The sequence below is a fragment of the Streptomyces sp. NPDC018031 genome (assembly GCF_044327625.1).
Classification (GTDB): domain Bacteria; phylum Actinomycetota; class Actinomycetes; order Streptomycetales; family Streptomycetaceae; genus Streptomyces.
Window position 1 is genome coordinate 835,416 of record NZ_JBIRFT010000001.1, and the last position, 19,216, is coordinate 854,631.

At 75.5% G+C, this 19,216-nt stretch carries 12 protein-coding genes; 6 read left to right on the plus strand and 6 right to left on the minus strand.

The window, feature by feature from the left end; genetic code table 11:
* Positions 1 to 11: 11 nt before the first annotated feature.
* Positions 12 to 887, plus strand: coding sequence for a M23 family metallopeptidase (locus tag ACH4B3_RS03580; protein ID WP_398461053.1), 876 nt, complete (start codon positions 12 to 14; stop codon positions 885 to 887).
* Between the two features lie 490 nt (positions 888 to 1,377).
* Here the strand turns inward: ACH4B3_RS03580 and ACH4B3_RS03585 are convergent, their stop codons facing one another.
* The 3 genes from ACH4B3_RS03585 to ACH4B3_RS03595 all read right to left on the minus strand — a co-directional run bounded on the left by ACH4B3_RS03585 (position 1,378) and on the right by ACH4B3_RS03595 (position 4,814).
* Complete coding sequence (locus tag ACH4B3_RS03585) at positions 1,378 to 2,547, minus strand: IS21 family transposase (RefSeq protein WP_398461054.1); 1,170 nt, start codon at positions 2,545 to 2,547, stop codon at positions 1,378 to 1,380.
* A 225-nt stretch (positions 2,548 to 2,772) separates the two neighbouring features.
* The gene (locus ACH4B3_RS03590; RefSeq protein ID WP_398461055.1) at positions 2,773 to 3,519 is read right to left on the minus strand and encodes a hypothetical protein; all 747 of its coding nucleotides are present in this window, start codon (positions 3,517 to 3,519) and stop codon (positions 2,773 to 2,775) included.
* Positions 3,520 to 4,445: 926 nt separating this feature from the next.
* Complete coding sequence (locus ACH4B3_RS03595; RefSeq protein WP_398461056.1) at positions 4,446 to 4,814, minus strand: DUF1330 domain-containing protein; 369 nt, start codon at positions 4,812 to 4,814, stop codon at positions 4,446 to 4,448.
* 291 nt (positions 4,815 to 5,105) lie between these two features.
* Here ACH4B3_RS03595 and ACH4B3_RS03600 point away from each other — a divergent pair, with 291 nt between their 5' ends.
* From ACH4B3_RS03600 to ACH4B3_RS03620, 5 genes are all read left to right on the plus strand, one after another.
* On the plus strand, positions 5,106 to 7,001 hold the full coding sequence (locus ACH4B3_RS03600) for a helix-turn-helix domain-containing protein (RefSeq protein ID WP_398461057.1): 1,896 nt from the start codon (positions 5,106 to 5,108) through the stop codon (positions 6,999 to 7,001).
* 247 nt (positions 7,002 to 7,248) lie between these two features.
* Positions 7,249 to 8,274: a DUF4331 family protein gene (locus ACH4B3_RS03605; RefSeq protein WP_398461058.1), complete on the plus strand. Its 1,026-nt coding sequence runs from the start codon at positions 7,249 to 7,251 to the stop codon at positions 8,272 to 8,274.
* A gap of 8 nt (positions 8,275 to 8,282) precedes the next feature.
* Positions 8,283 to 9,059 (plus strand): hypothetical protein, encoded by a 777-nt coding sequence (locus tag ACH4B3_RS03610; RefSeq protein WP_398461059.1) that lies wholly within the window; start codon positions 8,283 to 8,285, stop codon positions 9,057 to 9,059.
* Positions 9,060 to 9,259: 200 nt separating this feature from the next.
* A complete protein-coding gene (locus tag ACH4B3_RS03615; RefSeq protein WP_398461060.1) occupies positions 9,260 to 10,066 on the plus strand; it encodes a hypothetical protein in 807 nt (268 codons plus the stop codon).
* Positions 10,063 to 11,547 (plus strand): nucleotidyl transferase AbiEii/AbiGii toxin family protein, encoded by a 1,485-nt coding sequence (locus ACH4B3_RS03620; protein WP_398461061.1) that lies wholly within the window; start codon positions 10,063 to 10,065, stop codon positions 11,545 to 11,547. Before ACH4B3_RS03615 ends, ACH4B3_RS03620 begins: the two co-directional genes overlap by 4 nt.
* A gap of 162 nt (positions 11,548 to 11,709) precedes the next feature.
* On the opposite strand, the gene mfd is transcribed toward ACH4B3_RS03620, so the two are convergent.
* The 3 genes from mfd to ACH4B3_RS03635 form a co-directional block, all read right to left on the minus strand.
* Positions 11,710 to 15,291: a transcription-repair coupling factor gene (gene mfd / locus ACH4B3_RS03625; protein ID WP_398461062.1), complete on the minus strand. Its 3,582-nt coding sequence runs from the start codon at positions 15,289 to 15,291 to the stop codon at positions 11,710 to 11,712.
* Between the two features lie 213 nt (positions 15,292 to 15,504).
* Complete coding sequence (locus ACH4B3_RS03630; RefSeq protein ID WP_398461063.1) at positions 15,505 to 18,075, minus strand: ABC transporter permease; 2,571 nt, start codon at positions 18,073 to 18,075, stop codon at positions 15,505 to 15,507.
* Positions 18,072 to 18,860 (minus strand): ABC transporter ATP-binding protein, encoded by a 789-nt coding sequence (locus ACH4B3_RS03635; protein WP_398461064.1) that lies wholly within the window; start codon positions 18,858 to 18,860, stop codon positions 18,072 to 18,074. The genes ACH4B3_RS03630 and ACH4B3_RS03635 overlap by 4 nt, the downstream gene beginning before the upstream one ends.
* Positions 18,861 to 19,216 lie beyond the last annotated feature (356 nt).

Consider the following 19,216-nt stretch of genomic DNA (forward strand, 5'->3'; position numbering starts at 1 on the left):
GGGGATTTTTCATGAGTAATCCGTTTGTGCCGCTCTACCGCTGCTGCTGGGCGGTGTTCTTCGCCTACGCCGTGGCCGGCGCCGTCTTCGATCTCCCGTGGCTGTGGGGCTGGTTTCCGCTGGGCGCGGCGATGCTGCTGCAGGTCCTGGCGGAGCGGCGGCGGGCGGCCGCGGAGCGGACGGCGCCGGACCCGGCGTCCATCCCGGTGGCGGAGGGCGGCGCGGCCCCCGGGCCCGCCGCCCCGCGAGAGCCGGTCGAGGTGCTGGCACCGGTCACCGGGCGCTGGTCGGCGATGAACAGCCCGGCCGACCGGGTGCCCAGTCACGGCACGTACGTCATGGGGCAGTCGCACGCCATCGACATCGTGGCGGAACCCGCGGACGGCTCCCGGCCGCGGTTCGGCTGGTGGCCGTGGATGCGCCGCAACCGGGCGTTCCCCGCCTTCGACGCCCCGGTGCTGGCCGTCGCCGACGCCACCGTGGTCAGCGCCCGCGACACCCAGCGGGACCATCTCAGCCGCAACTCCGTACCGGCCCTGCCGTACTGGTTCGTCGAGCAGCTGGTCCGTTCCCTGGGCGGCGCCCGGCGCATCGTGGGCAACCACGTGCTGCTGGACCTGGGTGACGGGGTCTTCGCGATGTACGCGCACCTGCGGCAGGGCTCGCTCACCGTACGGCCGGGCGACCGGGTGCGCGCCGGGCAGCCCATCGCCCGGTGCGGGAACTCCGGCAACACCACCGAGCCGCATGTGCACTTCCAGTTGATGGACAGCGCCGATCTGGGGGTCGCCCGGGGTGTCCCCTTCGTCTGGCGGGGCGTCGGCGTGCCGGCGAACGGCGAGGTCTTCTCGGCGCTGGAGCCCCGCCTCGCCGGTACCGGCGGGTGACGGGACCGGCGGGTGACGGTACCGCCGCGGTGGCCGGGCCGTCCGCCGGACGCGGCCCCGGGCGACGGGACCGCCGCGGGGTGACCGGGCCGGGGTGACCGGGGCGGAGTGACGGCGCCGGAGTGACAGGTGCGACGGGGCCGCCGGGCCCGGTGGCGGTGCGGGCCGGGCCCGGCGGGGTCGCGGCGGCGGTCGGCGGGCGACCGCCGGTGACCGCTCGGGGCGGATGTCCGCCCGCCGGTGCCCGGCGGCCGGTGCCGGACGCGAGAAGCCTGGACCCGGCGGAGGCGGCCGTCAATGCGCGTGACCGGGCGGGCCGCGCGGCGCCAAGCGGCGCTTCAGAACGGGCGATACGGACGCCCGCCCCGGTGGGCCCGCGTCCGACCGGGCACTCCGTGGCACGGCCGGGACGGGCGGCCCGCGGTCCTGCCCGTCCCGTCCGGCGCCGGGCGGCCGTCACGTCCGTGCCCGCGGCCACCGGCCCGCCCCGTCAGCGGCCGGGGGACGTCCCCGGGAAGCCGCGCCGGCCGATCCGGAACCGGGCCGCCTCGGTCAGCCCGTCCAGGTCGGCGACGACGGCCAGTTCGCCGCGCGCCGCTCGTAACCACACCGTGCCGCCCCTCGGAACCGACAGCACCGGGTAGCGCAGCCCGTCGAAGGTGACCGTGTGGTCGTCGCCCACGATGGCGGGACGGCCGAGTTCCGCGGTGCGGGGGGCGTCGGGCAGCGGGTGCAGCCGCTGCCGCTCCACCGTCAGCCGGTCGTACGGCGTGCCGCCGCCCGGCGCGGCCGGGGCCGGCCGGCCCGGGGCCCCGGTGGCGCACCGGCCGCGCCACGGCCCACCGTTCACCGTGTCCCCGAAAGCGCGGCAGGCGTCCCGGAGTTCGTCCAGGGACCCGTACTCGCGGCGCAGTTCGGTGCCGGTGGGGACCAGGTCGGCGGGCGCGAGGCGCACCTCGCCCGGGCGCCCGCCGCCGGGCCGCCGCGGATCGTACGGCGCGCACACCCGGACCTGGACCCCGTAGTGCCCGGCCGCCCGGACCAGGTCGGGGTGGCGGATGCCGACGTCCCGGCGGGGGCGGGTGAGCAGATGGGTCGGCGCGCCGCCCAGTCTGCGCAGTGTGGTGTCCAGACAGCACACCAGGGTGGGCAGCGTCCGGTCCCGGCACGGGATGACCACCCGGAACCGGGACCAGGCCAGCCAGGCGCAGAACAGCGCGGTGCGGCGGCGCGTCCCGTCCGGGGCCGGCAGCAGCGGCCCGTCGGCCCAGTCGAACTGCAGCCACAGGCCGGGCTCGGCGATCCACGGGCGGTAGGTGCGCGGGTGTCCGGCGCGTCTGCGTGCCTTGGCCTCGGCGACCGCCCGCCGGGTGGTGCGTTCGCTGCCGGTGTAGCCCATGGCCAGCAGCCGCTGGTGGGCGCGGGCGGCGCTGAGGTGCCCCTCGGACCGCTCCACCCACTCCTCGATCTTCTCCATGTGGCCGTCGATCTCCCGCTCGCGCCGGGAGGGTCCGGTCACCGGCCGTCCGGCGTCGCGGGCGGCGACGTAGCGGCGCACCGTCTTCGGGTCGCAGCCGGCCACCCGGGCGGCCGAGTGTGCGCACTCGGTGGCGTCGTACGCCACCAGGATCTCGATGATTTCCTTGTCCGACTTCTTCACGCTCGCTCCAGGGAGAGGGGCGGAAAGGGTGCTGGAAAGGCCGATGCGAGGCCCGGCGTGACCGCCGCGGGAAACGGGTGCGGCGCGGGACGCGCGGGGGCGTGCGGGGTGGGGGGAGGGAGGACGGGGGGCCGTGCCGGGCAGGCGTGGCGGATGAACGTCAAGGTGCTCTGCTTCCGTGGTCGAACCGGCAGGGAAGGGCGGCGCGGCGGGCGCGCGGCCGGATCAACCCGGCAGCTCGGATACCTCGTGCGGGCGCTCGGGCAGCGGAGCACCGGCGTCCCTCGCCCGAGGACCGGCGGACCCGCCCGGGGTGGGGAAGCGGGGCGTGGAGACGGTGTGCGGGTCGAGCGTGCGCTGGGTCTGGTCGCCGCCACCCTGCCCGGCGGCGGACGTGGCGCCGGCCCCGGGCCGCGGCGGCGACGCCGGCCGGGGGCCGCCATCGGGGTCGCCCGGGCGCGCCGCCTCCGCGACATGTGGTGTGTGCGGGACCCGCGGATACGCCGCGTCGCCGGGGCGGTCCGTCTCGCGGATCCGCGCCGGGTGGCCGTGGCGGCCGTCGGACGGGGTGCCGGCCGGGGCGGCGTCCGGGTGCGGGGCGGCGGTGCCCAGGGCGGCGGACGGTCCGCCGGTGCCGGCGGGCACCGGGCCGGAGTGCCGGCCGTCTCCGGGCAGCGGGGGTCGCGTGGACGGCAGCGGGGTGCCGGCGGCGGGGAGGGACGACAGGCCGACGGGGGGCAGGGTGGGCAGCGCCCGGTCGGCGCCCCCGCGCGGCAGCGGTCGCGGCAGCCCCACCGAGGGCGGCTCCACGGCCAGTTCGGCGGACAGGACGGAGGGCAGTGCCACGGTGATCCGGAGCAGCGCGGGCGGCTCCTCGGCGGCCGCCGTGGCGCCGGGCGGGGGGCCGTCCCCCGGCTCCACCGGTCCGCCGGGTGACCCGGCCGGGGCCGGCGGCCCCCACCAGGACACCACCGCCGCGAACTCCCCGGGCGCCGGTGAACGGGGGGCGCAGGGTGCCGGTGAACGGGGTGCGCGGGGCGGCTTGTCCGCCGTGCGCGGCACGGGCGGCACCGACGCCGCTGACGGCTCGTCCGGCGCGGGCGGCTCGTCCGGCGCGGGCGGCTCGTCCGGCGCAGGTGGCTCGTCCGGCACATCGGACGGGAGAGGAACGTCCCGCGCGGGCAGCGCGCCTGGCCCGAAGGGCTCCCCCGGCGCGAACGGCGCGCCCGGCGCAACGGGCGCAACGAGTGCAACCGGCGCCAGTGGCACGGACGCGGCTGACGGCTCGACCGGCACAGGCGGCACGGGTGGTGGCGCGGACAGCTCATCTGACACGAACGGCTCGCCCGGCACGGGCGGCTCGTCGAGGACGGCGGGCGCCCTCGGTGGCGGGTCCGCCGGTAGACCAGGGGCCGCCCGGAGCGCGGCGACGGCGACGGCGACATGGGGGCGGGGCGCGGGGCCGGCGGACGGGCCGGGAGCGGACGGAGGACCGTGGGCGCCGCCGGGGCGGCCGAGTTCCGCCGCGTGCGCCCGGGTCAGCGCGGCCAGCACGAGGAGTCCGCCGAGCAGCAGCAGGACCGGCACCGCGCGCCGCGCCACGGCCGCGCACGCGCGCACGACGGTGGAAGGAGTGGCACACGCCGTCACGGTGAGGTCCCCCTTGGCTCACGTCGAACGCGCGGAGTACGCCGGTATCGAACCCGAGCCGTTCGCCGGGCGCAACCCCGCGGCCGACCGCGCACCGGGGCGCGCCGTCACCGCACCGGAACGCGCCCCATCACCACATCGGGACGCGCCACCACCGCCGACGTACCGGGACGCGCCACCGCACCGGAGTGCGCCCCGCTACCGCGCCGGGACGCGCCACCGCCGGTGCGGCGGGGGGCGGTCCGCGGTCACCGTTGTGCCGGACGTCCCGCCCGCGCGGCGTCGGCGCGCAGCTTCGCGGCCCGCTCGACGGGGTCGTAGTCGGGTCCGACGCCTTCGATGAACAGCAGGTCTCCCTCGATGTGGTCGGTGCGCAGCCGCAGGATGGCCTGGTAGGCGGGTGAGTCGTACCAGGCACGGGCCTGTTCCAGGCTCGGGAACCCGATCAGCACCATGCTGCCCGGCCACTCCCCCTCCACCACCTCCGCGGGCGGCCCGTGGATGACGAAGTGGCCGTCGAAGGGGTCGAGGGTGGCCTGGATGCGTTCCAGGTACTCGATGATGTCGTCATGGTGTCGGCGGCTGCGGAGGTGGGCGAAGCCGTAGGCGGCGGGCATGGTCGGGCTCCCTGGAGTTGCCGGTCGGGGCGGGCCGGAAGGCACCGGGGGAACGTAGCCCGGGCGTGGCCGGAGGGGCGATTACCTGGGAGGTAACGGTGTCCGCCGGTGGTCGGCACGGTCGGCCGGGCGCCGTCGGCGCGGTGCCGGGCGCGCCGCCGCAGCAGAGCTGACACTCCCTCAGTCTTACTGTGCCGCAGGCCGCTTCCGGGAAGCGGCGGCGTTCGGCGGCCGCCGCCGGTCGGCCGAAAACAGGCCCCCGCCGGGCGTCACGGACTACCGTAGGGCCGCATGGGACCAGCGCTTTTGGACACACGGACCGATCGCGCCGAGGACGTGCTCGCGCTGACCCGGCTGGCCACCGGACAGCGCGCGGTGCGGGCCATCACCCAGTGGCTGGCCCGGCGCACCGGCGGCGTGGTCGCGTTGATCGGTGCCCATGGGGATGTGCTGGTCAGCACGGTGGTGGCGGCCGGTGGCAGGGGGCCCGGCGGAGCCGGGCCGATCGTGCCCCCGGCCCGGGGCGGGACGCGACGGGACACCGGCACCGCGGACCGGGACACCGGGACCGCGGGACCGGACACCGGCACCGCGGACCGGGACACCGGGACCGCGGGACCGGACACCGGCACCGCGGACCGGGACACCGGGGCCCCGGACCGGGCTCCGGACGTCCGGCGGGCGGCCGCGGTGCCGCCGGGCCGGGCCGTGGGCGGCGAACCGGACCCGGATCCGCTCGCCGCCGCCGCGACGGCCGTGGTGGAGCTGCACCGCCGCGGCACCCCGTCGGCCGTGCTGGGCGGGGCGGCCGCCGGTGCGGACCACGCCGGGGAGGCCGCGGACACCGTCCACCTGGTCTCCCTGGGTTTGGACGGGGCCGGCGCCGAGGCGCCGTATCTGGCGGTGGTCGCGCCACGGGCCGACGAGCGGCAGCGGCTGGGGGTGCTGCTCGCCGACGCCGCCCGGACACTCGCCCTGTGCTGGCGGATCGAGGAGGCCGACCGGCACCGCCGGCAGGTGGAGTTCGCCGAGGCGCAGAGCCGGGAGGCGGTGCTGCACCTGCTGATGGTGGGCAGTGTGCCCGCCGCGCAGCGGATCGCCGGGGCGCTGGGCGGCGCGCTGCCCCCGCTGAACCGGGTGTACGTGGTGGAGTGCCCGGGGAACCGGCGGCGGGAGATCGCGGCCCGCATCTCCCGGACCGCGCGGGGCCGGGCGTGGATCGTGCCGTGCCCGGTGCGCCCGAACCATCTGATAGCCCTGGTGCCCACGGACACCGAGGCCGACCGGGACGACGAGGCGGGCCCGGCGGCTACCGGCGCGGCCCGCGCCGTCGCCGGGGCGGGCCTCGGCGGGCACCGTGCCGGCGGCGGTGGCGTGGCCGGTGACGGGGCCGGGGCCGGGCATGAGGTGCCCGCCCATCTGGACCAGCTGATCACCCGCCAGATCCCCGGCTGCCGGGTCGGGGTGAGTGCCCAGGTGCCGCTACAGGAGACGCCGGTCGGCTACGAGCAGGCGTTCCATGCGCTGGCGGTGGCGCGGAGTGCCCCCGAGGGCTGCGCGAGTTTCGGTCGGCACACCGACATCACGGCGCTGTCCACGCCGGAGGGACGGGTGTGGGCCGCGGAGTTACTGGGCCCGTGTCTGCGCCATGTGCCGCCCCGGCGGGCGGATCCCGGCGCTCAGGAACTGCTCGGCACGCTCGGTTCCTGGCTGAGCTTCGGTGGAGCGGCGACCCGGCACCTGAAGATCCACCGCAACACCCTGGCCGCCCGGCTGCGGCTGCTGGACGAGCTGCTCGGCCTGGACCTCGGCCGCAGCCTGGCGGACCAGTCCCGTGCCTGGCTGGCGCTCCAGCTCCACGCCTCCGCCCAGTGGCACGCCCCCGCGGCGCCCGACGCCACCGCCACCCTGGCGGACGTGCTGGCCACCACCGCGGCCAGGATCTGGGCGCAGGCGCAGCTGGTGCCGCTGGAGCGGTCGACGGTCACGGCCGGGCCGGAGACGGTGCGGGTCTGGCTGGCCGCCGACGCCCGGCTGCCCGCGACCGCCGCCGAGCTGGGCATCTCACTGCCCGGGGCCCGCAAGCGGCTCGCCAAGGCGGAGGAGGCGCTGGGGCGTTCCCTGCTCCGCGCGCCCAGCGCGAAGTACGAGCTGTGGCTGGCGATGCGCGCGCTGCGGCGGCTGTGAGCCCCCGTCACGGTTCGCATCGCAACCATGCGGGGCGGTCACTGTGCACAGTGTTCCTCGCCGTGCGGTACGACCCGGCATAGCGTCAGCGGTACGCCTCGGCGGGCCGTGTCGTGAGTCGACCTCGCAACCTCCCTGAGGACCGTGCGACGGACCCCCCTGTCCGCGGTCAACGGCCGACCGGTCCGCCGGGCGCACCTGATGTGCCCGTACCCGTCTCCGCAGACTCGGCAGAACAGGACCGGTGATGAGTCACCACCACGACTCGATACTCGCCCGCCAGGACCCCCGCTTGGACATCAGCGACACCTATCTGTTCCGCGGGACCCGGGGCACCGTCTTCGTCGTCAACATCAACCCGCTGTCCGGGGACGGCGGGTTCCACGACGACGAGAGCATGTACGAGATCAAGGTGGACACCGACGGCGACGCCGTGGAGGACATCACCTTCCGCTTCACCTTCTCCCCGTACACCGCGTACGGGCCGCAGCGCTGGGAGCTGCGGCGGCTGGACGGGGAGGCGGCGGCCGACCGGTTCGCCGCGGGCACCCTGGTGCTGAGCGGGACGACCGGCGAGCCGTCCGAGGGGCCGGACGGGCTGCGGGCCTGGGCGGGCGCGGCCGGTGACCCGTTCTGGATCGAGGGCACGGTGGTCACCGCGGTGAAGACCGGGATAGCGCGGGGGACGGCGCCGGAACTGGCGGACTTCGACCCCGCACGGGCGGTGAACCTGTTCGCCGACACCGATGTGCAGTCCATCGTCCTGGAGGTGCCGGACGAGGCGCTGGGCGGCCCGGGCAGCCGCATAGGGTTCTGGGCGGCGTCGGTGCTGGCCACCGACGCGGGCGGCTGGCGCCAGATCAACCGGTGCGCCAATCCGCTGCTGAACACGCTGTTCGACCTGGAGGACGCCGAGCGGGAGGTCGACTTCAACGCGACCCGCCCGGCGGAGGACCAGGACCGGTACGGGCCGGAGGTATTCGCCGCCACCGAACGCGCGGCGGCCGCCGCCGGGGCGGTGCCGGACCCGGCCGCCTACGCCTCCCACATACGGGACCTGCTGCTGCCGGACATACTCCGCTACGAGGTCGGTACCGAGGCCCGGTTCGCGGTCGACGGCCGGAACGGCCGGTCACTCACCGACTGCGCCCCCGAGGTGATGTTCGAACTGGTGCTGGGGGCGCCCGTGAAGCTGGGGCTGGACGCGAGCGCGGCCACGGGGGTGCTGCGCGGCGACTTCCCCTACCTCTCGGCCCCCAGGGCCGAGAGGTGAGCCGGCCGGTGCCCCGCTACCACCGGCCGACCTGGGCGCGCACCGCGCCGGGCTGGGTCGCGGCGGCCGCCGACGACCCGTCCCGGGTGCGCGACCTGTGGCGGGTCGATCCGGGCCGCCCGGTGGCGCTGCCCACCGGCCGCACCTTCGACGCGGTCACGGTGGATCTGCGCACCGGGATGGAGGCGGTGGACCTGCTGCGGCACGGCGGTCTGCCGGTGGCGGGGTGCCGGACCGGCGGTCCGGCCGCCCGGGGCGCGGCGCGCCGCGGCGTGGACGGGCACCCGTCCGACACCCGGCCGGTGGACGGGCGGGGAGCACCGGACGGGCACGGGGCGGCGCCGGAGCGGGCCCGGGAGGCGCGGGCGGCCGACGGCCGTCCGGCGGACCGCCGGGCCACGCTCTGCCGGGCGTGGGTGCCCGCCGGCCGGGCCCGGACCGGGCTGGCGCTCGGTGGGCTGGTCGGTGGCGGGCTGTTCCCCGCGCTGGTCGACCACGAGCGGGAGCGGATGCGGCTGCTGGTGCCGCGCGGCTCCGGCGGCTGGTTCGGCGCGCCGGCGGCGGACCGCGGCCTGGGCGCCGCCGAGTACCACGGCGACGGCGCGACGATAGCGCTGCCCGGCCCCGCCGCGGGAGCGGGTGACCGGCTGGCGTGGGCGGTGCGTCCGGGTGCCCCGGTGGACCGGATGCGGGCCCTGCTCGACCCGCTGGTCGCCGCCCTGACGGCCGCCCGGGCGACGGTGGCCTGGTGCTCCGGCTCCGGGCCCGCGCCGCTGCCGGACTGAGTCGGCCGGCGCCCCACGATCCGGTCACCGGGGCACCTGGCGGGTCCCGGTGGCCCGTCGACCGACCCGGCGGCGCGCACTCCCGCCGCTCACCGCGCGCCCCGGCCGGCCCCGGAGCGGGGCCGAGGCGGCGGGGGGTGGTCCGGCGGGAGGGACGCCCGCCGGACCACCCCCCGCGAGCGCCTGCGATCATCGGCGGCGTGCCCAGGAACGCTTCCGCCCGGCCCGCGCCCCGGTTCGCGGGCGACTTCGAGATCCATCTGACGGTGGGGGCCCGGCGGCCGGCCGGCCCGGCGGCTGCCGCCCCGGCCGCGGCCCCGCCCGGCGGCACTCCCGCCGCTCCGGGCGCTCCCGGCGCTTCCGGCGCTCCGGGCACTTCAAGGGCTCCCGGCGGGGGCCTTTCCGGAGGTGGTCACGGCCAGGACCCGGAGCTGGCCCGGTTCGCCGCCGGGCGCGGCTGGAAGTACGCGCACATCGTCCTGGACCGGGGCCGGACCCCCGCCCAGCCGATGCTGACGCTGCGGGCCTCGGGACCGCTGGCGGTGGCCGGGGCGGCCGCCGACGACGCGGCGGCCGGGCTGCGCGCGGCGGGCTTCCCGGTCCTGCGGACGAAGATCGAGGCGGCCCCCTGGGCGGCGGGGGTGCCGGGCACCGACGAGGCGGCGTACGCCCTGGGCCCGGACTACTACTTCGAGCACCATGTGAAGCTGCTGCTCGCCGCCGGGTCCGGGCCGGACGCGGTGCCGACGGCGCTCGCCGACCGGCACCGCGCGCATCTGTCCCGCAACGCCCGCCGCATCCGGCCCGACGGGCGCGCCGAACGCTTCGTCACCCAGCGCTGCCGCCTGGTCGGCGACGGCACCGCACGGGCCCGTCTGGACCTGCTCACCGCCGAGCTGCGCGCCCTCGGCCTGGAAATCGCCTCGGTGGAGCGGGAGTTCGTGGTGTACGACAGTGCCGCGTCACTGGACGCGGGCTGGATACGCGAGGAGGGGGCCGCACCATGACATCCGCGGGCACACGGGGCACACCGGACCACGAGCCGTCGTCACCGGCGGCGGAGGCGTCCACCGGTTCGGCATGGCTGCGGTTCGGCTGGGGCCCGTGGGGCGCCGACGAGCGGGTACCGCAGGAGGAACCGGACGAGGAGACCCGCGCCCGGCTCCACCTGCCGGCCACGCTGCGCCCGGTGCCCGGCGGCGACACCGTGGTGCAGCGCCCGGTGTTCGACCCGGCCGCCGTGCACCACGGCAAGGCGATGCGGCTGGGCGAACCGGAGTTCGCCGACGCGGAGACCGGGGAGCGCTGGTACCGGGCCCGCCGGCGGGCGCTGGACCTGATGCTCGCCGCCGTCGCCGGCTCCGAGTGGGCGGACCACCTGGTGCTGCGCGGCAGCGTGCTGCTCCGCGGCTGGTACGGCGAGGCGGCCCGGGAGCCCGGTGACCTGGACTTCGTCGTGGTGCCCTCCGACTGGCGGCTGCGGGACGAGCGCACCGACCGCATGCTGGAGAGCCTGGCGCGCGCGGCCGACCTGGCCGCGCGGCGGTCCGGGGACGGGGTCCGGTTGGACTCCCGGCGCGCGGTCGGCGACGAGATCTGGACCTACGAGCGGGTGCCGGGCCGCCGCCTGGTCGTGCCGTGGTCGGCCGAGGGTCTGCCGGGCGGCACCGTCCAGCTGGACTTCGTGTTCAACGAGATGCTGCCGGTGCCCGCGGTGCGCACCGTACTGCCCCCGCTGAGCGGCGCCGGTGCGCCGGTGACGCTGCTCGCGGCGACCCCGGAACTCTCCCTGGCCTGGAAGGTCATGTGGCTGGCGACGGACCGGTTCCCGGAGGGCAAGGACCTCCACGACGCCCTGCTGCTCGCCGAGTCGGGCTCGGTGCGGCTCTCCTTCGAGCTGCTGCGGAGCGTGTTCCAGGACGTGGAGGACGGCTGGTACGACCGCAATCCGGTGCTGCCGGAGCACATCGCCGCGTCCGTCCGGGAGACCGAGTGGTTCGAGTTCGCCAAGGAGTACCCGCACCTCGCGGGCGGGCGGCCGGGCCGGTCGGACGGGCCGCCGGCGGACCATGTGGACCGGCTCCTCGCCGCGCTCGCCCCCACCTACCGGGCACTCGACGACGACAGCGGGGAGGGGTCCCGGTACCTGCGGATCGCGGCCTGGATGGCGCCCACGGTCCGGCAGTGCCGTCCGCTGCTCGCCGCGGCGGGCCCGGACGCGCTGCTGGACCGCCTGTACTCCACGTATGTGCACGAGGAGGCGGCGGTGGTGGTCACCCGGGAGCTCCTCGGCCGTGCCGGGTGCACGCTGGAGCGGGCCGGTGACCTGGTGGCCGGCTACCGGGCGGCGGCGCCCGAACACCCCTCCCGGACCGGCTGGGACGCGGACCGGGTGGCCGGTGCCGTGGCGTCGCTGCGGGGCGCGCCGGCCGGTGCCGCGCCGTCGCGCCCGGAAGCCGGCACCGACGGCACCGACGACGCCGGCTGAGCCCCGGCTGAGCCCCGGCCCGCCCGGTCGGCCCGCGCGCCGCGGGGGCCGCTCGGACGGCTGCCGGACGGGCCTTCCGCCGCCGGCCGGACGGGACGGCGGCCGCCGGGCGGCGGCGGGACGGGCCGGGCCGGGCCGCCCGGAACGGGCCGGGCCGCCCGGCTACGACCCCAGGATGGTGGTGAGGAACTCGCCCGTCCAGGCGAGCAGTTCGCGGCCCACCACCGGCTTCCCGCCGACCCGGGCGGTGGTCGGACGCGGCACCAGCACCTGCTGGGCGGCGGGCTTCATGACGGTGCGCGGGTACAGCCGCTTGAGCCGCAGTTCCTGCGATTCGCGCAGCTCCACCGGCCCGAAGCGGACGTTGGAGCCCTGCAGGGTGATGTCGGCGACGCCGCAGGCCCGGGCCAGCAGCCGCAGGCCCGCCACCAGCAGCAGGTTCTCCACCGGCTCCGGCAGCTTGCCGTAGCGGTCGGTCAGCTCCTCGCGGACCGCCGCGATGTCCGCCTCGTTGTTCACCGCGGCGATCGCCCGGTAGGCCTGGAGGCGCAGCCGCTCGCCGGGGGCGTAGTCGTGCGGGACGTGCGCGTCCACCGGCAGCTCGATCTTCACCTCCAGCGGCGCCTCCTCCTCGACACCGCCTTCCAGCGAGGCACGGTAGTCGGCGACCGCCTCGCCGACCATGCGGACGTACAGGTCGAAGCCGACGCCCGCGATGTGACCGGACTGCTCGCCGCCGAGCAGGTTGCCCGCTCCGCGGATCTCCAGGTCCTTCATCGCCACGTACATGCCGGCGCCCATCTCGGTGTGTTGGGCGATGGTGGCCAGCCGCTCGTGCGCGGTCTCGGTCAGCGGCTTCTCCGGCGGGTAGAGGAAGTAGGCGTAGCCGCGCTCCCGGCCCCGGCCCACCCGGCCGCGCAGCTGGTGCAGCTGGGAGAGGCCGAAGTTGTCGCCGCGCTCCACGATGAGGGTGTTGGCGTTGGAGATGTCGATGCCCGACTCCACGATCGTCGTCGAGACCAGGACGTCGAACTTCTTCTCCCAGAAGTCGACCACCACCTGCTCCAGCGCGGTCTCCGACATCTGGCCGTGGGCGGTGGCGATCCGCGCCTCCGGCACCACCTCGCGCAGCCGCGCGGCGGCCCGGTCGATGGACTCCACCCGGTTGTGGATGTAGAAGACCTGGCCCTCGCGGAGGAGTTCGCGGCGGATCGCGGCGCCGATCTGCTTCTGCTCGTAGGGGCCGACGAAGGTCAGCACCGGGTGGCGCTCCTCCGGCGGGGTGGTGATGGTGGACATCTCGCGGATGCCGGTGACCGCCATCTCCAGGGTGCGCGGGATGGGCGTCGCGGACATGGTGAGCACGTCGACGTTGGCGCGGAGCTTCTTCAGCTGCTCCTTGTGCTCGACGCCGAACCGCTGCTCCTCGTCGACGATGACCAGGCCCAGGTCCTTGAACTTCGTCTCGGACGAGAACAGCCGGTGGGTGCCGATGACGACGTCGACCGAGCCGTCCCGCAGCCCTTCCAGGACCGCCTTGGCCTCGGTGTCGGTCTGGAACCGCGACAGCGCCTTGACCACCACCGGGAACTGCGAGTAGCGCTCGGAGAAGGTGCCGAAGTGCTGCTGGACCAGCAGGGTGGTGGGGACGAGGACGGCGACCTGCTTGCCGTCCTGGACGGCCTTGAAGGCGGCCCGCACCGCGATCTCGGTCTTGCCGTAACCGACGTCGCCGCAGATCAGCCGGTCCATCGGGACCGACTTCTCCATGTCCTCCTTGACCTCCGCGATGGTGGTGAGCTGGTCCGGGGTCTCCGCGTACGGGAAGGCGTCCTCCAGCTCCCGCTGCCACGGGGTGTCCCCGCCGAAGGGGTGGCCGGGGGCCGCCATCCGCGCCGAGTACAGCTTGATCAGGTCGGCGGCGATCTCCTTGACCGCCTTCTTGGCGCGGGCCTTGGTCTTGGTCCAGTCGGCGCCGCCGAGCCGGTGCAGGGTGGGCGCCTCGCCGCCCACGTACTTGGTGACCTGCTCCAGCTGGTCGGTGGGGATGTACAGCCGGTCCCCGGGCTGGCCGCGCTTGGCCGGGGCGTACTCCACCAGCAGGTACTCGCGGGTGGCGCCCTGCACGGTGCGCTGCACCATCTCGATGTAGCGGCCCACGCCGTGCTGCTCGTGCACGATGAAGTCGCCGGGCTGGAGGGTCAGCGGGTCGATGGTCTTGCGGCGGCGGGCCGGCATCCGGGCCGCCTCGCGGCCGGCGGCCTTCTGGCCGGACAGGTCGGTCTCGGTGAGGACGGCCAGCTTGCGGCCCGGGTCGACGAAGCCGTGGTCGATGGAGCCGCGGGCGACGTGCACCACGGCCGGGGTCAGCTCGGTCAGGTCCGGGTCGAGCCGGGCCGGGATGCCCTCGCCGCCGAGCACCTCGGCGTAGCGGGCGGCCGGGCCGTGCGCCTCGGTGACGTAGACGGTGCGCCAGCCGTCGGCGAGCCAGCCCTTGGTGTCGGCGAGCGCCCGGGCGGTGTCCCCGCGGTAGGTCTCGGGGGCCTGCATGGCCAGCTTGAGGGTGTCGGCGCCGCCCTCCGCGTCGAGGGCGGAGGCCAGGGTCTCGTCGGCCGCGAAGGGCGAGACCGACCACCACATCATGCCGAGCTCCCGGGCCCGGTCGCGGATGTCCGCGATGCCCCACAGCGAGGCCGCGCCGACGTCGATCGGCGCTTCTCCTCCCCCGGCGGTGGCCGCCCAGGAGGCCTGGAGGAACTCCTGGCTGGTGGCGACGAGGTCGGCGGCCCTGGTGCGGACCCGCTCGGGGTCGCAGACCACGGCCATGGCGCCGGCCGGCAGCACGTCCAGCAGCAGCTCCATCTCGTCGACCAGGACCGGCGCGAGGGACTCCATGCCCTCCACGGCGATCCCCTCGGCGATCTTGCCGAGCAGTTCGCCCAGCTCGGGGTGGGCCTCGGCCAGCGCCGCGGCCCGCTCCCGGACCTGGTCGGTGAGGAGCAGCTCACGGCACGGCGGCGCCCACAGGCCGTGTTCGGCGACCTCCAGGGAGCGCTGGTCGGCGACCTTGAAGTAGCGGATCTCCTCGACGTCGTCGCCCCAGAACTCCACCCGCAGCGGGTGTTCCTCGGTGGGCGGGAAGACGTCCAGGATGCCGCCGCGCACGGCGAACTCGCCGCGCTTCTCGACCAGCTCCACGCGGGAGTAGGCGGCGGCCGCCAGCCCGTCCACGACGGCGCCCAGGTCAGCGGTCTGCCCGCTGCGCAGACTGACCGGTTCCAGCTCGCCCAGCCCCTTGACCTGCGGCTGGAGTACCGAGCGCACCGGGGCGACGACCACCGAGACGGGGCCCGCGGCGGGGTCGTCGGCACGGGGGTGGGCGAGCCTGCGCAGCACCGCCAGCCGCCGCCCGACCGTGTCCGACCGCGGCGACAGCCGCTCGTGCGGCAGCGTCTCCCAGGCCGGGTACTCCACCACCCCGTCCGGCGGCAGCAGGGTGCGCAGGGCGGCGGCGAGGTCCTCCGCCTCGCGGCCGGTGGCGGTGACCGCCAGGACCGTCCGTCCGGCGTCGCCGGGGCCGCCCCGGCCGGCGGCCGCCGACGCGAGGGCCGCGACCGCGAAGGGGCGGGCGGCCGGCGGGCCCACCAGGTCGACATGGCGCCGGTGGCCGTCGGCGGCCGCCCGCACCGCCTCGGCCAGCGCGGGGTCTTCGATGACGGCGTCGAGCAGACCGTGCAGGCTCATGAGGCAGCTTTCCGTCCCGGGGTGGACAACGCGAATCACCCGACACGTGGGACGGGCCGGGTCATCCCAGCCTACGACGCCCCACCGACAACCGCGGCCGGTGCGGCCCGGCACCGGCCGCGGCGCGCTCGCGGCGGACGACGGCGGCGGGCCCGGCCCGGTGCGCCCCCCGTGGCGCTCCGGTCCGGGCCCGCCGTCGCGGCGGATTCCCGCCTAGTCGGTGGCGATGGCCTTCAGGACGTTCATCCGGCCGGCCCGGAAGGCCGGGACCAGGGCGGCGATCAGGCCCACCACCGCCGAGCCGATGAAGACCCCGATGATCGTCGGCCAGGGGATCTCCAGGACCTTCAGGCCCTCCAGGGCCAGCAGCCGCTGCGCCGTGGTGCCCCAGCCCATGCCCAGCCCGAGGCCGAGCAGTGCGCCGAACAGGGCGATGACGACCGACTCCAGGCGGATCATGCGCCGCATCTGGCGGCGGGAGAGCCCGATGGCCCGCATCAGGCCGATCTCCCGGGTGCGCTCCACCACCGACAGCGCGAGGGTGTTCACCACGCCGAGCACCGCCACGATGATCGCCAGGCCGAGCAGGCCGTAGACCATGTTGAGCATCTGGCCCATCTGGTCCTCCAGCAGCTCCTTGTAGTCCGCCTGGTTGCGGACCTCGATCTGCGGGAAGGGGTCCAGGGCCGTCTTGAGCGCGGTGTACGCGGCCTCTTCCTGGCCGTCCACGGCGGCGGCGAACATGACCTCGATCGGGGGCATCTTGTCGGCCGGTACGTACTGCCGGGCGGTGGCGATGCTCAGGTACATCGCGCCCTTGTCGAAGACGGTGTCGTCGGAGGTGACGGCGCGCACGGTCAGCTTCGCGGTGCCGCCCTCGGCGAACTTCACGGTGAGCCGGTCGCCGACCTTGACGCCGTAGTCCTCGGCGAAGCCCTCGTTGACCGACATGGAGTTCTCGGCATAGGCGTCGGACAGCTCACCGGCGACCGTCTCGGAGCGCAGGTCCTCGGCGTAGGTCGGGTCCGCGGCGGTCAGGCCCCGGGACGCGGTCCGGCCGTCCGGCGTGGTGAGCCGGGCGTCGCCCAGGTCCCGGTTGACGGTGACGTGCTCCAGGCCCTCGACGGACTTGATCTTCCGCTCGATCTGCGGGGTGATGGTGCTGCTGCCCGCCTCGATGATGTAGTCCGCGCCGACCGAGCTCTCCAGCTGCTCGTCCGCCGAGGCGACCAGCGAGGAGCCGACCACCGACAGGCAGGCGACCAGCGCGAGGCCGATCATCAGGGCCGCGCCGGTGGCGCCGGTCCGGCGCGGGTTGCGCAGCGCGTTCCGCTCGGCCATCCGGCCGACCGGGCCGAAGATCCGCAGCACCAGGGCGGAGATCACCCGGACCACGAACCCGGCGAGTACCGGGCCGATCACGATGAAGCCGACGAGGGTGAGCAGGATGCCGGCGCCCAGGGCCATCGAACCGTCCGCGGCCTTGTCGGCGTTGGCGGCCATGACCAGGCCGGCCGCGCCGGCCGCGGTCAGCAGCAGGCCGATGGCCGCCCGCACCCGGCCGGACCTGGCGCTCGCCGGGGTGCCGGCGTCGCGCAGCGCCGCCATCGGGGAGATCCTGCCGGCGCGCCGGGCGGGGATGTACGCGGCGATCACGGTGACCACGATGCCGATGGTGAGGCCGATGACCGGCGTGCTGGTCTTGATGGTCAGCTCGGAGGTGTCGAGCCGCAGGCCGGCGCCCTCCATGAGCTTCATCAGGCCGACGGCCAGCCCGATGCCGCCGAAGATGCCCAGGACCGAGCCGACGACGCCCAGCAGCAGCGCCTCGACCAGCACCGAGCGGTTGATCTGCTTGCGGCTGGATCCGATGGCCCGCATCAGGCCGATCTCGCGGGTGCGCTGGGCGACCAGCATGGAGAAGGTGTTGACGATGAGGAAGATGCCGACGAGCACGGCGACCCCGGCGAAGCCGAGCATCACGTACTTCAGGATGTCGAGTTCGCTGCTGAGCTCTTCCTGGTTGTTCTTGGCGGCCTCGTCCTGGGTGCGGACCTCGTAGTCGGAGCCGACCGCGGCGACCACCTTCGCCTTGAGTTCCTCGTGGGAGACGCCGGAGTCGGCGGCGAGCGCGATGGCGGTGAACCGGTCCTTGGTGGCGAGGAGTTCCCGCTGGGCGGTGGCGTCGTCGAAGTAGACGAGGGTCGAACCGGGGTTGGTGACCTGGAAGGTCGCGATGCCGCTGATCTTCGACCGGAACTCGCCGTGGACCGTGATGACCCGCAGCTCGTCGCCGATCTCCAGCTCCTTGGCGTCCGCGGTGTCCGCGTCGACCATCATCTCGGTGGGCCCGCGGGGCGCGTGGCCGGAGGTGATCTCGACCGCCTTGAGCTCGTTCTCGTCCCAGTTGGTGGCGATGGTGGGGGCGCCGGAGCTGGGGCCGATGTTGTCGTTGTTGCGGTCGACGACGGTCACCGCCTCGACGTTGACGTCGCCGTTGGCCGTCTTGACGCCGTCGATCCCGGCCAGCTTCGCCACCTGGGAGGCGGGGAGCGTCGGCGGGGTCCCGGCCCGGCGCAGCTTCTCGTCGTCCCCGTCCTTCGGGCTGACGGTGACGTCGGCGGCGGTGGCCTGGAAGATCCGGTCGAAGGTGGCGTTGGCGGTGTCGGTGAAGACGAGGGTGCCGGAGACGAAGGCCACCGACAGCAGGACGGCGATGGCGGAGAGCGCCATCCGGCCCTTGTGCGCGAGGAAGTTGCGCATCGAGGTCTTGAGGACGGTCATGACACCCGCCCGCGCGCGTCGAAGTGCTTCATCCGGTCCAGCACCTGGTCGGCGGTGGGGTGGTGCATCTCGTCGACGATCCGGCCGTCGGCCAGGTACAGCACCCGGTTGGCGTAGGAGGCGGCGACCGGGTCGTGGGTGACCATCACGATGGTCTGGCCCAGCTCGTCCACCGAGCGCCGCAGGAAGCCGAGGACCTCGGCGCCGGCCCGGGAGTCCAGGTTGCCGGTCGGCTCGTCACCGAAGATGATCTCGGGCCGGGCGGCGAGCGCACGGGCCACCGCGACCCGCTGCTGCTGGCCGCCGGAGAGCTGGTTCGGCCGGTGCTTGAGCCGCCCGGCCAGGCCCACGGTCTCCACCACCCGGTCCAGCCACGCCCGGTCGGGCTTGCGGCCGGCGATGTCCATGGGGAGCGTGATGTTCTCGATGGCGTTGAGGGTGGGGAGCAGGTTGAACGCCTGGAAGATGAAGCCGATCCGGTCCCGGCGCAGCTTGGTGAGCTTCTTGTCCTTCAGCCCGGTGATCTCGGTCTCGTCGAGGTAGATGTGTCCGGCGCTGACGGTGTCGAGCCCGGCGAGGCAGTGCATCAGGGTGGACTTGCCCGAGCCCGACGGGCCCATGATGGCGGTGAACTGACCCCGCGCTATGTCCACGTCGACGTGGTCCAGGGCGACCACGCGGGTCTCGCCGGAGCCGTAGGCCTTGACCACCTGGCGTGCCCGCGCGGCGACGGCCGTACGTCCTCCACTGCCCCCGGTCCTGGGAATCGATACAGCCGATGTCACGGTGCTTCTCCTTGGTCGGTTTCCACCGCGATCGCGCGTTCGCCGATCGCAGGAACAGCGTGCTGGAACGGAAGGGTGTGCCGCATTGGTGCACGGCTCCGTATTGATGCGGGGGCTAGCCCCACCCCCGGGGTACCGCCATCCGTACCGGGACGCTTCAACGGTAGGGACCGGGCACCGGCCCCCTCCTCCTCCACCGGGACGAACCGCGGGCCCGGGGAACCTCGGCATCCCCCCTAGGGGAAGGGGGGCCGGGACGGCCCGCGGCCTCAGGGTCGCCGTCGCCGCGGGCCCGCCGCGGCACCCCGTTCCGGCATGCGGTTCGCGGCTTCCCCCACCCGGGACCGCATGGAATG

Excerpts from the sequence above, each read along its gene's own strand:
- ACH4B3_RS03580 (WP_398461053.1), top strand. The coding sequence starts at position 12 with ATGAGTAATCCGTTTGTGCCGCTCTACCGCTGCTGCTGGGCGGTGTTC.
- ACH4B3_RS03595 (WP_398461056.1), bottom strand. The coding sequence starts at position 4,814 with ATGCCCGCCGCCTACGGCTTCGCCCACCTCCGCAGCCGCCGACACCAT.
- ACH4B3_RS03600 (WP_398461057.1), top strand. The coding sequence starts at position 5,106 with ATGGGACCAGCGCTTTTGGACACACGGACCGATCGCGCCGAGGACGTG.
- ACH4B3_RS03605 (WP_398461058.1), top strand. The coding sequence starts at position 7,249 with ATGAGTCACCACCACGACTCGATACTCGCCCGCCAGGACCCCCGCTTG.
- ACH4B3_RS03620 (WP_398461061.1), top strand. The coding sequence starts at position 10,063 with ATGACATCCGCGGGCACACGGGGCACACCGGACCACGAGCCGTCGTCA.
- mfd (WP_398461062.1), bottom strand. The coding sequence starts at position 15,291 with ATGAGCCTGCACGGTCTGCTCGACGCCGTCATCGAAGACCCCGCGCTG.
- ACH4B3_RS03630 (WP_398461063.1), bottom strand. The coding sequence starts at position 18,075 with ATGACCGTCCTCAAGACCTCGATGCGCAACTTCCTCGCGCACAAGGGC.